Origin of the sequence: Pseudomonas sp. NPDC086251, from assembly GCF_044746405.1 — a bacterium.
GTDB lineage: Bacteria > Pseudomonadota > Gammaproteobacteria > Pseudomonadales > Pseudomonadaceae > Aquipseudomonas.
The window spans coordinates 41719-55128 of sequence record NZ_JBIVBY010000023.1 but is presented as its reverse complement, the minus strand read 5'-3'; the positions used below and the strand labels follow the sequence as shown (position 1 = coordinate 55128).

General features: G+C 60.7%; 14 protein-coding genes, 1 pseudogene and 1 riboswitch. Of the genes and pseudogenes, 8 read left to right on the top strand and 7 right to left on the bottom strand.

Annotated features, from left to right (window positions below; translation table 11 throughout):
* Positions 1-61: 61 nt before the first annotated feature.
* The gene (locus tag ACIPL2_RS24355) at positions 62-295 is read right to left on the bottom strand and encodes a hypothetical protein (protein ID WP_401360572.1); all 234 of its coding nucleotides are present in this window, start codon (positions 293-295) and stop codon (positions 62-64) included.
* A 197-nt stretch (positions 296-492) separates the two neighbouring features.
* On the opposite strand from ACIPL2_RS24355, the gene ACIPL2_RS24350 reads away from it, so the two are divergent.
* Positions 493-1077 carry a YajG family lipoprotein gene (locus ACIPL2_RS24350; protein WP_401360570.1) on the top strand — a complete coding sequence of 195 codons (585 nt, stop codon included), beginning with the start codon at positions 493-495 and terminating at the stop codon, positions 1075-1077.
* A 361-nt stretch (positions 1078-1438) separates the two neighbouring features.
* Complete coding sequence (locus tag ACIPL2_RS24345; RefSeq protein WP_059406174.1) at positions 1439-1723, top strand: hypothetical protein; 285 nt, start codon at positions 1439-1441, stop codon at positions 1721-1723.
* A 121-nt stretch (positions 1724-1844) separates the two neighbouring features.
* Here the strand turns inward: ACIPL2_RS24345 and ACIPL2_RS24340 are convergent, their stop codons facing one another.
* Positions 1845-3008 carry a 1-acyl-sn-glycerol-3-phosphate acyltransferase gene (locus ACIPL2_RS24340; protein ID WP_401360568.1) on the bottom strand — a complete coding sequence of 388 codons (1164 nt, stop codon included), beginning with the start codon at positions 3006-3008 and terminating at the stop codon, positions 1845-1847.
* A 142-nt stretch (positions 3009-3150) separates the two neighbouring features.
* Between ACIPL2_RS24340 and ACIPL2_RS24335 the strand changes: the two genes are divergently transcribed.
* The 3 genes from ACIPL2_RS24335 to ACIPL2_RS24325 are packed head-to-tail and all read left to right on the top strand — an operon-like array spanning position 3151 to position 4265.
* Positions 3151-3333: a CPXCG motif-containing cysteine-rich protein gene (locus tag ACIPL2_RS24335; RefSeq protein WP_008153387.1), complete on the top strand. Its 183-nt coding sequence runs from the start codon at positions 3151-3153 to the stop codon at positions 3331-3333.
* Between the two features lie 12 nt (positions 3334-3345).
* Positions 3346-3606, top strand: a complete 261-nt coding sequence (locus tag ACIPL2_RS24330; protein WP_401360566.1) for a putative signal transducing protein — start codon at positions 3346-3348, stop codon at positions 3604-3606.
* A gap of 35 nt (positions 3607-3641) precedes the next feature.
* Positions 3642-4265 carry an SOS response-associated peptidase gene (locus tag ACIPL2_RS24325; RefSeq protein WP_401360564.1) on the top strand — a complete coding sequence of 208 codons (624 nt, stop codon included), beginning with the start codon at positions 3642-3644 and terminating at the stop codon, positions 4263-4265.
* A 114-nt stretch (positions 4266-4379) separates the two neighbouring features.
* Here the strand turns inward: ACIPL2_RS24325 and ACIPL2_RS24320 are convergent, their stop codons facing one another.
* Positions 4380-5123 carry a methyl-accepting chemotaxis protein gene (locus ACIPL2_RS24320; RefSeq protein WP_401360675.1) on the bottom strand — a complete coding sequence of 248 codons (744 nt, stop codon included), beginning with the start codon at positions 5121-5123 and terminating at the stop codon, positions 4380-4382.
* A gap of 111 nt (positions 5124-5234) precedes the next feature.
* Positions 5235-5432 (bottom strand): annotated as a pseudogene (locus tag ACIPL2_RS24315) (HAMP domain-containing protein); the annotation flags it as partial.
* A gap of 1362 nt (positions 5433-6794) precedes the next feature.
* On the opposite strand from ACIPL2_RS24315, the gene ACIPL2_RS24310 reads away from it, so the two are divergent.
* Positions 6795-7613, top strand: a complete 819-nt coding sequence (locus ACIPL2_RS24310) for a M48 family metallopeptidase (RefSeq protein ID WP_401360562.1) — start codon at positions 6795-6797, stop codon at positions 7611-7613.
* A 152-nt stretch (positions 7614-7765) separates the two neighbouring features.
* Here the strand turns inward: ACIPL2_RS24310 and ACIPL2_RS24305 are convergent, their stop codons facing one another.
* The 3 genes from ACIPL2_RS24305 to ACIPL2_RS24295 form a co-directional block, all read right to left on the bottom strand.
* Positions 7766-8350 (bottom strand): TMEM165/GDT1 family protein, encoded by a 585-nt coding sequence (locus tag ACIPL2_RS24305; RefSeq protein ID WP_401360560.1) that lies wholly within the window; start codon positions 8348-8350, stop codon positions 7766-7768.
* A gap of 89 nt (positions 8351-8439) precedes the next feature.
* A riboswitch (yybP-ykoY riboswitch) is annotated at positions 8440-8562 on the bottom strand.
* A 40-nt stretch (positions 8563-8602) separates the two neighbouring features.
* The gene (locus ACIPL2_RS24300) at positions 8603-9601 is read right to left on the bottom strand and encodes a methyltransferase (protein ID WP_401360558.1); all 999 of its coding nucleotides are present in this window, start codon (positions 9599-9601) and stop codon (positions 8603-8605) included.
* A 34-nt stretch (positions 9602-9635) separates the two neighbouring features.
* Complete coding sequence (locus tag ACIPL2_RS24295) at positions 9636-10601, bottom strand: 2-hydroxyacid dehydrogenase (RefSeq protein WP_401360673.1); 966 nt, start codon at positions 10599-10601, stop codon at positions 9636-9638.
* A 228-nt stretch (positions 10602-10829) separates the two neighbouring features.
* Between ACIPL2_RS24295 and ACIPL2_RS24290 the strand changes: the two genes are divergently transcribed.
* Both ACIPL2_RS24290 and ACIPL2_RS24285 read left to right on the top strand, forming a co-directional pair.
* Positions 10830-11459 (top strand): LysE family translocator, encoded by a 630-nt coding sequence (locus ACIPL2_RS24290; RefSeq protein ID WP_401360556.1) that lies wholly within the window; start codon positions 10830-10832, stop codon positions 11457-11459.
* 160 nt (positions 11460-11619) lie between these two features.
* On the top strand, positions 11620-13302 hold the full coding sequence (locus ACIPL2_RS24285) for a fatty acid--CoA ligase (protein ID WP_401360554.1): 1683 nt from the start codon (positions 11620-11622) through the stop codon (positions 13300-13302).
* Positions 13303-13410 lie beyond the last annotated feature (108 nt).

The following is a 13410-nucleotide window of genomic DNA, read 5'->3' as shown; positions in this document are numbered from 1 at the left end:
AGATTGTAGCGAAGAAACGCAGGGAAATGGTCGTGTTTAATGACTTTTATTAGGTGTTTGGTCAGCTGGTCAACAGTTGCTGAGCGCGCGCGCGTGGCTGGCGCTGGGTGACGCGGGCATTGGCGGGCAGTGGATGGTGCAACCAGTTGAGGCGGATTTCTTCGATTTCGACCCAACCGTCGCCCATTGGCTGGAGGCTGCACTGCTTGAAGGCCTGGCAGTGGCCATTGCTGTCGAGCAGGGCAAAGCAGCGATGCAGTGGGCGTGGCGCGAACAGCGAGATCAGATAGCGCATGGCGAAGTACCGTGTGAGGTGACTGCTGTGAAGATTGCCAGCGAGCCATGACATCAAAGTGTATGGGCGGTGACATCTCTGTGACAGGAACGCGGTCTGAAAGGCTTGTCGGACTTTTCCGTAATTGTGGCGCTGGTTCGCCGCCGTGGCGCCCCGCTATACTGCGGGCCTTAGTGCCTGATTCTGGAGAGAAGCGCATGTTGCAACGCCTGTTGTTCGGTTTGATCACTGTGACCAGTTTGACCCTGGTCGGCTGCGCCCACAGCCCGCAACAACTCAACCCGGAACCGAAGCTGACGACGCAGCTGGCCCCGGTCGGCCGCGGCCAGCCAGTGGTGGTGCGCGTGGTGGACGGTCGTCCGTCGCCAACCCTGGGCACCCGGGGTGGTCTGTACCCGGAAACCAGCGCGATCACCGTGCAGGGTGCGCAGATTCTGCCGAAGTTGCAGGCGCAGGCCGAAGCCGCCGTGCGGCTGTTGGGTTTCACCCCGACGACCAATGCGCTGAACGCTCCGCAACTGACCGTGACCCTGGCCGAGCTGAAGTATCAGTCGCCCAAAGAAGGCATGTATGTGACGGAGGCGACCATTGGCGCGACGTTCCGCTCCGATGTGCAGAATGCCAACCGTCGTTACAGCGGTCGTTATGGTGCGTCCCTGGACCAGCGTTTTGGTATGGCGCCAAATCAGGAAACTAACACCAAGCTGGTCAGCGACGTGTTGAGCGATGCGTTGACGCGTCTGTTCAAGGATCCGACGATTGGTCAGATTCTCAGCGAATAAGCGTTCGCTGAAGCTAAAAAGCCCGGTGCCAGCAATGGCCCCGGGCTTTTTAATGCCTGCCGATTCTTACAGGTTCACCCCGATCAAATGTGGGAGCGGGCTTGCTCGCGAAAGCGGTGTGTCAGCCGCATTAATGTTCACTGACACGACGCCTTCGCGAGCAAGCCCGCTCCCACATTGATTCAGTCGTGTGGCGCAGATTCGGGCCAGGCCGCTTACGAAGCGTGGCCCAGGACAGGAATCTGCCAAATGGTTTGTTATTTGTCGTAAATCTGCGGGCAGGCGGGGAGGCTTTCGGTAGAATCCGCGGCGCGGTCGTCGGTCCGGCGTCTGCTACCGCTGTTTTTGCTTGAGGTCCGAGATGTCGTTGCATTTGATGACGCTGTTTACCACCCATCCCGCCAAACTGATCAATTTGCTGGCGTTGCTGTTTGCCTTCCCGGGCGGGTGGCTGCTGCACGCTACGCGTCGTCGTGAGCAGCGCGCGTTGGCCAGCCTGGAAGCGCAAAGCCAGAGCCGGCGCATCGATGAGCCGACGCTGATGCTGGATGGTGCGACCCTGCGCATGAACCGGTTTTTCTATCGGTTCGGCTTCGCGTGCCTGGGGTTGGCGCTGCTGGTGTCGTGGATCAGCACGCGGGTCTGAATCGCTAAACGGCAAAAGATCGCAGCCTCGTTTCACTCGACAGCTCCTACAGAAAATGGTGTTTACCCTGTAGGAGCTGTCGAGTGAAACGAGGCTGCGATCTTTTGAGTTTGTTAAAACCCTACAGCGGCAATCCCGCTTTCACACGGTACTGATTGCGCACCGGCGTCGCATATTGCAGCACCAGGAACGGGCGATGCTCTTCAGGGCAAGCGTCCAGGCGTTGCTGCCATTGCTCCTGGGCCTTGGCCAATTCGTCCGCGCCAAACACCTCGGCAGCGTTCGGCACCTGCAATTGCGGGTCGGCCTCTTTCCACTGCGCATACGCCAGGTAATGCACCGGGAACAGGCGATAGCCGCCGAGGATCTGTCGGTCCATCTCGATCGCCAATTGCTTGGTGTCGTCGAACAGCTCGGTGATGGGCGCGGCAAAGTTCACGTGAACGCGACCCTTGTAGCCGGTAATGCCTTTGGCGATGCTCACATCGTCCTCGCCCGGCACTTTGGTGTAGCTGCCGGTGGTGGCGCGGATGAACAACTCGCGGGCCTTGGCCTGGTCACACGGATCATATTCATAACTGATCGAGACCGGCGTCAGGTTCAGCGAACGGATCACTTCGCCGAACGGCTCGTCCTTGCGGCTCATGTGGAACATCTTGAGGATCGCCGATTCGGTACGGTCGTCGCCATCCTTGGCCCGGCCTTCGGCCTGGGCGATCCAGATCGAGGCGCAATCGTTGCGGATCGAGTGGTTGATGTAGGCCGACAGCAGTTGGTACGCCGCCATCTTCTCGCGGCGACCGGTGATGGAGCGGTGCACGATAAAGCTCTTGTTCAGGCGCATCAGATCGCTGACGAAGGGCTTTTGCAGCAGGTTGTCGCCGATCGCGATGCGCGGTGTCGGCAGGCCGGCGTGGTACACGGCGTAGTTGACGAAGGCCGGGTCCATCACGATGTCGCGGTGGTTGGCGATGAACAGGTAGGCGCTGCCGGACTTGAACTGCTCGACACCGGTGTACGTCACCCCGTCCGTGGCGCGCTCGATGGTGTGGTCGACGTACATCTCGACTTTGTCCTGCAGCGTCGCCACCGAGGTGACGCCGGCGAACTCACGGCGCAGCCGATGAGCTATAAGGGGTTTGAGCATCCAGCCGAAAGCACCGGCAAAACGCGGGAAGCGGAAATGGATGAGAATATCTAGAAACGCCTTGTCGCCTAGCAGTCGGTCCAGCACCGCTGGGACTTCGCTGTCGTCGTAAGGTCGGATGGCATCGAATTCGCCCATCATGCTCTCTTGTTAGAAACGGCTAGGGTAAGTAAAGGTTTTGATCGAAAACCAACGGGGCACGGTCTGAAAAGGTAGCCAGACAAAAATAGCCCTGCAAATAGACCGGCGATTATACGCACAAGTCACCTGGGAGACCGCGATGCTGGAAACAGAGCGCTACGAATGTCCGTATTGTGGTGAAGAGGCTGAGGCCGTGCTGGATTTATCCGGAGGCGATCAGACCTATATCGAGGATTGTCCGGTGTGTTGTCGACCGATCACGTTCGTCCTGCAGACTGACGGTCAGGAATGGTTGCTCGAAGTTCATAGCGAAAACGAATGAAAGGGGCACCCCATGCAGCGAATCTACGAGCCGGAAAACCTCATGGAAGGCGAGTTGCTGCAAAGCATGTTGGCCAGCGAAGGCATCGAGGCGCACCTGGTGGGCCGGGATTTGGTGGGGGGCACTGGCGAATTGCCGATCTTCGGCCTGCTGGGGTTATCGGTGGATAACGACCAGGCGCAATACGCCCGGGAGTTGATCACCGCGTACAATGCCGCGCTGCCGATGCCCGGCGATGAGCCGGACAGTTTTCCCGGCACGCTGGTCTGTTAGGCTGGCGTTCGTTTTATCAAGAGCCGTGTTGCCCCATGTGTGGACGTTATGCCCTGTTTCGCTGGAACCCCGCCTTCGCGGCCCTGCCTGGCTTCCCTGCCGATCAGCAGGCCCAGTGGAATATTTCCCCCAATGATTCGGTGTTGATGCTGCGTGCCGGTGCGGACGGTCAGCGTGAGTTGGCCCGGGCGCGTTGGGGGCTGACGCCGCCGTGGCTGACCGACCTGTCCCGCACCCCGGCGCATGCCCGCGCCGAAACCGTGGCTGAACAACCGATGTTCCGCCAGGCCCTGCGCGAGCGCCGCTGCCTGTTGCCGGCCAATGGCTTCTACGAATGGCGCGGCACCACGCGCAAACGTCCGTATTGGCTGACGCCGGGGGAGGGCTCGGCGCTGTTTTTTGCGGCGATCTGGGAGGCGTATCCGGTGCAGGAGCAGGTGTGGCTGAGCACGGCGGTGATTACCCAGCCGGCGGCGAGTCAGCGTCGACCGCTGATCCTCGATGCGGCGGGGCAGGAGGCGTGGCTCGATCCCGAGACGCCGTTGCACGCCTTGCAGGCATTGCTCGCCAGTGAACCCGCGGCGTTGCGCGAGCGGGTATTGGCGAACATGGTCAATGATCCGAAGCTCAATGGGCCGGAGTGTTTGACCCCGGGTTAAATGGGCGCCTGTGCTGGCCCTTTCGCGAGCAAGCCCGCTCCCACATTAGATCGCGCCCGTTCAGGCAACTCGGTCAAATGTGGGAGCGGGCTTGCTCGCGAAGGGGCCCTTGGATCAAACCTTGAACTGATTGATCAACCGCCGCTGCTGTTCCGCCAATTTGGTCAGGTCCGCACTGGCCGCACTCGATTCATCCGCACCGCCGGCCACTTCATTGGCCACTTGCCCGATGTTGATCACGTTACGGTTGATGTCGTCCGCCACCGCACTCTGTTCCTCGGCCGCGCTGGCGATCTGGGTGTTCATGTCGTTGATCACCGACACCGCCTGCGTGATGGTCTCCAGCGCCTCGGCCGCTTTCGCCGCATGCTGCACGCTTTCGTCGGTGCGGTTCTGGCTGTCCTCCATGACCCGCACCACATCGCGGGTGCCTTGTTGCAGTTGCTGGATCATGGTCTGGATTTCTTCAGTGGCCTTCTGGGTTTTCTGCGCCAGGTTACGCACTTCGTCGGCCACCACCGCAAAACCACGGCCCTGTTCACCGGCCCGTGCCGCTTCGATGGCCGCGTTCAAGGCCAGCAGGTTGGTCTGTTCGGCGATGCCGCGAATGGCCGTGAGGATCGCGTTGATGTTCTCGCTGTCCTTGGCCAGGGTCTGCACCACGTTGACCGCCTTGCCGATTTCGATTGCCAGGACACCGATCGAATTCGACGTCTCGCGCACGATTTGCATGCCCTGCGCCGCGGCTTGATCCGCATGGCTGGCGGCTTGCGCGGCCTGGGTCGCGTTGCGCGCGACATCCTGGGCGGTGGCGGTCATTTCATGCACCGCGGTGGCGACCTGATCGATCTCGGCCATTTGCTTGTGCACACCGATGTTGGTGCGAATGGCGATGTCGGCGGTGTGTTCCGACGAGTCACTGACGCTCTGCACCGAGGTCACGACCTGGGTGATCATCGCCTGCAACTTGGCCAGGAACGTGTTGAAGCCTTTGGCGATCGAGCCCAGTTCGTCGGCGCGGTCGCTGGTCAGACGCCGGGTCAAGTCGCCTTCGCCCTGAGCGATGTCGTCGAGCATGGCCACCATTTGCTTGAGCGGACGGGCGATACCGTGGCCCACCAGCCAGATCACCAGCAAACCGATACCGGCAATCAACAGGCCGACCATGGCCATGCCGAAGGTGTCGGATTTGCGCTGGGTGTCCAGGTCGCCCTGGAGTTTTTGCAGGTCGGCCATTACGGCGTTCAACGGCAGTTGCAGCATCAGGGTCCAGCGAGCGTCGGTCTGGCCGATGCCGAACGGCAGGTACAACTCGATCCGGCCCTCGGTCTTGTCGACGGTGTAGGTGACTTCGCCGCGCTTGAGATTGGCCATGTTGGCGATCTGCTGGCTGCCGAGAATGTCGCTGACCTTCTCGCCGAATTTGCTCGGGTCCTTGGTGTAGGCGACGATCCGGCCGTTACCGCCAATCAGGGCCATTTCACCGGCGCCGCTGTAGAGTTTCTGGTTGGCGCCGAGGAGCATTTCCTGGATGAAGTTCACCGACAAGTCGGCGCCGACGATGCCCTGGAACGCGCCGTTGAGCATGATCGGTTCAATAAACGAGGCGAGCATGACGATTTTGTCGCCGACCTTGTAGGGCGCCGGATCGATCACGCAGGATTTTTTGGTCTCTTTCGAGCACAGGTAGTACTCGCTGGCGCGCACGCCGGTGGACAGGGTTTTCTGGTCGTCGACGTCCACCAGTTTGTCCAGGCCAAGCGTGCCGTCCTCATTGCGGAACCACCACGGCAGGAAGCGCCCGTTGCTGGCGTCGATGCCCACGACTTTAGTGTCGACGTAGGCGGCATCGTTATGGTCAAGGGCGTCTTTCTCCCAGCCGATGTAGGTGCCGAGGATTTTCGGGTTCTTGGCGACGTTTTCCTTGATCAGGCTGATCAACTGCTCACGGCTGAGGCTCAGCTGCGGCTGGCCGTCGGCGCCCGGTGTGCCGATCAATGCGTTTACCCGCACCAGCCCGCCGGCAATCAGCAACGGCGCTTCGAGTTCGCGCTGGATCTGGCTGACCTGGGTTTGCGCCAAGGAGGTCAGGCGCTGTTCGATGACTTGCTCGAATTGCGCCTGGGTCCTTTCCTGGACCATGTCTTGGGTCCGTGCACCGGAAAACAGCGCGTACAGCACCAGCGCTGCCACGACACTGAGAATGATGGCGCCGGCAAGGGCCGCCACGGAAAACTGGATCGACTTGAATTTCATGGGTGCTCCGCACGCAAGAGGACGTCTGCGGAGGTGTATCGGCCGCAGGTTCGGTGGCCATGAGCGGGGCAGGGCGAATTGGCTGTTTTGGAGTGCTTGATGTCGCAATTGAATCATTGCGGGCCGTTATCGGCCGTGGCGGGGGCTGTTTTGTGAATTTTTTCCTGCGGCCATGAGAGCTTTGTCTGAAATGTGCGTCTACTCCTCTGTTGTATCTGGCGTCGATACAATTCCACGCCTAGGATACGCGGCATGTTTTCAGGGAGTTTTTTGATGAACAAGACATTGGTTTTGTGTGCTCTAAGCGCCGGTTTGCTGCTCGCCGGTTGCCAGTCGGTCAACACCACCAGCGGTGGCGCGGTCGGCGTTGAGCGCAAGCAGTACATGTTTAGCATGCTGTCGACCGATGAGGTCAACCAGATGTACGCCCAGTCTTATCAAAAGACCGTTGGCGAGGCGACCACCAAAGGCGTGCTGGACAAGACCAGTAACGATGCCAGGCGCGTGCAGGCGATTGCCGACCGGCTAATTGCCCAGGCACCGGTGTTTCGTCCGGATTCGGCCCAATGGAAGTGGGAAGTCAACCTGATCAAGAGTGACGAGCTCAACGCCAACTGCGGGCCTGGCGGCAAGATCATTTTCTACACCGGTTTGATCGACAGTATGAAGCTGACCGACGATGAAATCGCCGCGATCATGGGCCATGAAATCGCCCACGCCCTGCGCGAGCATGGCCGTGAAGCGATGTCCAAGGCTTACGGGATCGAAATGGCCAAGCAAGGTGCGGGTGCGTTGTTCGGTCTGGGTCAGGACAGCCTGGCGCTGGCGGACACCGTGGCCAACTACGGCATGACCTTGCCGAACAGCCGCTCCAACGAAAACGAAGCGGACCTGATTGGCCTGGAACTGGCCGCTCGCGCCGGTTACAACCCGAATGCCGCTATTACGCTGTGGAACAAGATGAGCAAGGCCTCGGAAGGTTCGCCACCGGAGTTCATGAGCACTCACCCGGCGTCGTCCAGTCGGATTGCTTCGTTGCAGGCGGCGATTCCGAAAGTCATGCCGCTGTACGAGAAAGCCAAGAAGTCCTGATAGTCCTGCGGTGTTGCCGCTGACGCCTTCGCGAGCAAGCCCGCTCCCACACTGGATCTCCATTGTTCACAAATTTTGTGTTCACTGGAGATCAAATGTGGGAGCGGGCTTGCTCGCGAAGAACGATGACGCGGTGTTGCTGACCTACCGCATCAAACCCAGCCGCTGCTCTGCATCGCCTTGTACACCGCCACCACCGCCAGGATGAAGAACGCCGACGCCGCCAGGCGACGGATCAGCGTCAACGGCAATTTATCCGCCGCAAAATTACCCGCCAGTACCACCGGCACGTTGGCAATCAACATGCCCAGGGTGGTGCCGATAATCACCAGCCACAACTCCGGGTATTGCGCCGCGAGCATCACGGTCGCGATCTGCGTCTTGTCGCCGATTTCCGCGAGGAAGAAGGCAATCAGCGTGGTCAGGAACGGCCCGAACTTGCGGGCGGTGCTGGCTTCGTCGTCATCCATCTTGTCCGGCACCAGCGTCCACAACGCGGTTGCGGTGAAGCTCGCGGCGAGGATCCAGTGCAGCATCGCATCCGAGAAGAAACTGCCAACCCAGGCGCCTACCGCACCGGCTGCCGCGTGGTTGGCCAGGGTCGCGGCGACGATACCGGCGATGATCGGCCAGGGTTTGCGAAAGCGAGCGGCGAGAATGAGCGCGAGCAGTTGCGTCTTGTCGCCGATTTCGGCCAAGGCAACGATTGCGGTGGGAACGAGTAATGAATCCAGCATCAGGGTTTTCCTAAGGGGCGGGTCGACACGGCTATGACACGTACAGCCTCCCCGCCCCGGGTAAGGTGTTCGTGTCATAGGTCTTGTCAAACCCTGCGATCCGTCTGATGCGGACGCTTGGGTCGCATACGCCATGGTCTGTTGACCAAGTATGTTGACGTATGCCGGACGAGCATGGCGCTCGTGGGAGACTACTCCCCTAGGACGGAGCGGATTCTGCCTAGGCAAATCCGATTGAGCAAGTACAAATTTCTAGCCGCGTTTGGCCCGGTAAATCCTGAAACCCTGTCCTTCAGCCTTGATCGCGCACACCCCGAGGTGCTCTTCGATCAACGGTTGATACTTCAGGAAGCTGTTTGCGACCAAGCGCAGTTCGCCGCCATTTTTCAGATGTTTGGCCGCTTTTCGCAGCAAGTTCTCGGTGGCGAAATAGTCGGTGTGCACGCCGACATGGAACGGTGGATTGCTCAGAATTGCACTCAAACCCATGGGCGCCGCGTCGATACCGTCGCCGGTAATCACCTCGGCTTCCAGACCGTTGGCGGCCAATGTCAGGCGACTGCTGGCAGCGGCAAACGCATCGACATCAAGCAAAGTGACCTGGTTGTGCGGATAGCGACGCTTGACCGCCGCGCCCAACACACCGGCGCCACAACCAAAATCCAGCAAGTGACCGCTCGGCAGTTTGTCCAGATGCTCCAGCAGCAGTGCGCTGCCACGATCCAGGCGGCCATGGCTGAACACGCCTGGCAGGCTGATGACTTTCAATGGCCCTTCGGCCAAGGGAAGCTCATAGGTCTGGGCCAGGCTTTCCAGGGATTTGGCTTCTGGTGCATTGGCCACGGTGACCTGCCACAGCTGGCAATGCCGCGCGCTGTCGAGCTTGCGCGGTTTGCCGAGCGGGTTCAGTTGCTTGGACGCGCCTTCGATGCCGCTGCGTTTTTCGCCCACCAGGTACAACTCTTTTCCTGCCAGTTTCGAGGCAAGGGCGTTGAGGATGTAGTCAGTCAGGTCCTTGGACTTGGGCAGAAACACCACGGCCGTGTCGAACTCGCGCTCCGGTAGGTTCACGCCGAAATGGCTGCGGGCTTCGAAACGCGCGTCCAGCGCGGCCTGATCACCGGCATGCCAGCACCAGCCGTGGGCGTCGGGCAGGCGCCCCAGCAGATCATCGGCGGGCAAACCGGCCAGCAACACCGAACCCTGGAATAACTCGGCCTGACGAAGCAGTACTTCACTGCGCGGATCCATACTCTGCTCCTGTGAAAAAAAGTGCCGCAGTCTATCAACTGACGACCCGCAGCGCTTTACCGCTGAAGTATCCCTGCGCGTTTTCCGTCAACTGACCGACGATGCGCTGCCGTGCTTCGCGGCTGCCCCAGGCGTTGTGCGGGGTGACGATCAACCGTGGAATGTCGGCGGCCAGCAGCGGATTGCCGGCGGTCGGTGGCTCGACACTCAGCACGTCGGTGGCCGCGCCGCCGAGGTGACCGTTGCGCAAGGCATCGGCCAGGGCCTGTTCGTCGATCAAGCCGCCGCGCGCGGTGTTGACCACGAATGCACCGGGCTTCATCGACGCCAGTTCGCGGGCACCGATGAAGTGGCGGGTATGTTCGTTGAGCGGGCAGTGCAGGGTTAACGCGTCGATTTGCGGCAGCAGTTCAGCCAGCGGCAAACGATCCGGGCGGGCAGGGCGTCCGGGAATCTGCCCGAGCAGCACGCGCATGCCGAAGGCTTCGGCCAGTCGTGCAACCGCACCGCCCAGTTCGCCGTGACCGAGCAGGCCGAGGGTTTTGCCTTCCAGTTCGACGATCGGGTAATCCAGCAGACAGAACTGTTTGGCCTGCTGCCAGCGGCCTTCACCGACGGCTTTCTGATAGTCGGCCAGGCGCGTCGCCAGATTCAGCAGCAGCATGATCGTGTGCTGCGCCACCGATGGCGTGCCGTAGCCCTGGCAATTGCACACGGTAATTCCGTGGGCGCGGGCGGCGGCGAGGTCGACATTGTTGGTGCCGGTGGCGGTGATCAGAATCAGCTTGAGCTCGGGGCTGGCGGCGATGGCGGCGGCGTCGATCAGGATTTTATTGCTGATGGCAACGGTGGCGCCCTTGAGGCGTTCGATTACCTGATCCGGCGTCGTCTGCGCGAACAGCTGCAAATCGTCGAAGCAAGCACGCAACGGGCTGAGGTCAAGGTCGCCCAGGTCCAGGGATGGGTGGTCGAGGAAAACGGCGCGGCGAGTGTTCGTGATCAACTGTACCTTTTGTGCAATGAACTGAAGGCGTAATCTGCCGAGCCTACCAGATGAAACAAATCGTTACGCACTAGGCCGAACGCTGAATCCTGTGGGAGCGGGCTTGCTCGCGAAGAGGGCGTGTCAGTTGACATAGATGTTGCCTGACTCACCGCATTCGCGAGCAAGCCCGCTCCCACAGGGACGACGTTTCATATCGACCGATCTGCCACAAAAGGACGCTCCATGTACTGGACAGAATTTTTGACCGTTGCCCTGATTCACCTGCTAGCCGTGGCCAGTCCCGGTCCGGACTTTGCCGTGGTGGTGCGGGAGAGCGTGACCCACGGTCGTCGCGCAGGCACCTGGACCGCGCTGGGCGTCGGCACGGCGATATTCCTGCACGTCGGTTATTCGCTGCTGGGCATCGGCCTGATCGTGTCCCAGTCGATCATGCTGTTCAATGCCTTGAAATGGGCCGCCGCCGCGTACCTGCTGTACATCGGCTACAAGGCCCTGCGCGCGCAACCGGCCAAACCGGTGACGGACGATCTGCACAAGGAAGAGGGCGAACGCACGGCGCGCGGCGCCTTCATGTCGGGGTTTGTGACCAACGGTCTGAACCCGAAAGCCACGCTGTTTTTCCTGTCATTGTTCACCGTGGTGATCAACCCGCACACGCCGCTGGCGGTGCAGGCGGGCTACGGCCTCTACCTCGCGGCGGCGACAGCGGTGTGGTTCTGCCTGGTGGCAAGGCTGTTCAGCCAGGCGCGGGTGCGTGCCGGCTTCGCGCGCATGGGCCACTGGTTCGACCGGACCATGGGCGTGGTGCTGATCGCCATCGGTGTGAAACTCGCGTTTACCGAGATGCATTGATCGCGCTAGGTGTTAGGGACAAGAGATACCCGCAGATGCTGGCGCAACGCTAGCATTTGCACGACTCTGCAAATCATTCCTTCGGCTGATTTGGTTGTCATGGAAGGGCACTAGAGTGCTTACTTTCAGCCAAGACCGTGCAGTCAGAAAAGGGACTCTTATGTTGCAGACTCGCGTTATTCCCCCAGCCGAGGGCGCTTACCAGTATCCGCTGTTGATCAAACGGCTGCTGATGTCCGGTGCTCGTTACGAGAAAACCCGCGAGATCGTTTACCGCGATCAGTTGCGCTACAGCTATCCGACCCTGATCGAGCGGGTCGCGCGGCTGGCCAACGTGCTGACGGCGGCCGGGGTCAAGCCCGGGGATACCGTGGCGGTGATGGACTGGGACAGCCATCGTTACCTGGAATGCATGTTTGCCATTCCGATGATCGGCGCGGTGATCCACACCATCAACGTGCGCCTGTCCCCGGAACAGATTCTCTACACGATGAACCACGCCGAGGACCGCTTCGTGCTGGTCAACAGCGAGTTCGTGGGGCTTTACAACGCAATTGCCGGGCACCTGACCACGGTTGAGAAAACCCTGCTGCTGACCGACTTGCCGGAAAAAACCGCCGACCTGCCAAACCTCATCGGCGAGTACGAGCAGTTGCTGGCGGCCGCGAGCCCGCAGTACGATTTCCAGGATTTCGACGAAAACTCGGTCGCGACCACCTTCTACACCACCGGCACCACCGGTAATCCCAAAGGCGTGTATTTCACCCATCGGCAGCTGGTGCTGCACACCATGGGCGTGTCGACCATCATGGGCGCCATCGACAGCGTGCGCCTGTTGGGCACCAACGACGTGTACATGCCGATTACGCCGATGTTCCATGTGCATGCCTGGGGCTTGCCGTACGTGGCGACCATGCTCGGGCTCAAGCAGGTGTATCCCGGTCGCTACGACCCGGAATACCTGGTGGAGTTGTGGCGCAAGGAGAAGGTCACCTTTTCCCACTGCGTGCCGACCATCCTGCAAATGGTCCTCAACGCCAAGGCTGCGCAAGGCACGGATTTCGGTGGCTGGAAAATCGTGATCGGTGGCAGTGCACTGAACCGCGCGCTGTACGAAGCCGCCAAGGCCAGGGGCATTCAGCTGACCGCCGCCTACGGCATGTCGGAAACCGGGCCGCTGGTGTCGTGCGCCCACCTCAACGACGAATTGATGGCCGGCACCGAAGACGAACGCACCACGTACCGGATCAAGGCCGGTGTGCCGGGGCCATTGGTCGAGGCGGCGATCGTCGACACCGACGGCAACTTCCTGCCCGCCGATGGCGAGACCCAGGGTGAACTGGTGCTGCGTGCGCCGTGGCTCACCGAGGGTTATTTCAATGAGCCGCAGAAGGGCGCGGAGCTCTGGTCCGGGGGCTGGCTGCACACCGGCGACGTGGCGACCCTGGACAGCATGGGCGTGATCGACATCCGTGACCGGATCAAGGACGTGATCAAGACCGGGGGCGAATGGATCTCCTCCCTGGACCTGGAAGACCTGATCAGTCGCCATGCAGCGGTACGCGAAGTAGCAGTGGTGGGGATTGCCGATCCACAGTGGGGCGAGCGGCCGTTTGCCTTGCTGGTGATCCGCGAGGGCCATGTGATCGGGGCCAAGGAACTCAAGGAGCACCTCAAGCCCTTTGTCGAGCTGGGGCACCTGAGCAAGTGGGCCATCCCGAGCCAGATCGCCCTTGTTACTGAAATTCCCAAGACCAGTGTCGGCAAACTCGACAAGAAGCGAATTCGCGTCGACATCACCGAATGGCAAGCCAACAACAGCACCTTCCTCTCGACGCTTTAAGCGTCATCTGGCGTGCCCGAAAAGGCACGCCAGCCCCACCAAGCAAGCGCTTGGCTTGTCAAATTCGAAAATTGAGCCATCCTTGCCGTGCCGACAGGTGTCGGACTG

Bases quoted from the DNA above. Each gene is read 5' to 3' on its own strand.
- ACIPL2_RS24355 (WP_401360572.1), bottom strand. From the start codon at position 295: ATGCGCTATCTGATCTCGCTGTTCGCGCCACGCCCACTGCATCGCTGC.
- ACIPL2_RS24350 (WP_401360570.1), top strand. From the start codon at position 493: ATGTTGCAACGCCTGTTGTTCGGTTTGATCACTGTGACCAGTTTGACC.
- ACIPL2_RS24345 (WP_059406174.1), top strand. From the start codon at position 1,439: ATGTCGTTGCATTTGATGACGCTGTTTACCACCCATCCCGCCAAACTG.
- ACIPL2_RS24340 (WP_401360568.1), bottom strand. From the start codon at position 3,008: ATGGGCGAATTCGATGCCATCCGACCTTACGACGACAGCGAAGTCCCA.
- ACIPL2_RS24335 (WP_008153387.1), top strand. From the start codon at position 3,151: ATGCTGGAAACAGAGCGCTACGAATGTCCGTATTGTGGTGAAGAGGCT.
- ACIPL2_RS24330 (WP_401360566.1), top strand. From the start codon at position 3,346: ATGCAGCGAATCTACGAGCCGGAAAACCTCATGGAAGGCGAGTTGCTG.
- ACIPL2_RS24325 (WP_401360564.1), top strand. From the start codon at position 3,642: ATGTGTGGACGTTATGCCCTGTTTCGCTGGAACCCCGCCTTCGCGGCC.
- ACIPL2_RS24320 (WP_401360675.1), bottom strand. From the start codon at position 5,123: ATGGCCGAGATCGATCAGGTCGCCACCGCGGTGCATGAAATGACCGCC.
- ACIPL2_RS24310 (WP_401360562.1), top strand. From the start codon at position 6,795: ATGAACAAGACATTGGTTTTGTGTGCTCTAAGCGCCGGTTTGCTGCTC.
- ACIPL2_RS24305 (WP_401360560.1), bottom strand. From the start codon at position 8,350: ATGCTGGATTCATTACTCGTTCCCACCGCAATCGTTGCCTTGGCCGAA.
- ACIPL2_RS24300 (WP_401360558.1), bottom strand. From the start codon at position 9,601: ATGGATCCGCGCAGTGAAGTACTGCTTCGTCAGGCCGAGTTATTCCAG.
- ACIPL2_RS24290 (WP_401360556.1), top strand. From the start codon at position 10,830: ATGTACTGGACAGAATTTTTGACCGTTGCCCTGATTCACCTGCTAGCC.
- ACIPL2_RS24285 (WP_401360554.1), top strand. From the start codon at position 11,620: ATGTTGCAGACTCGCGTTATTCCCCCAGCCGAGGGCGCTTACCAGTAT.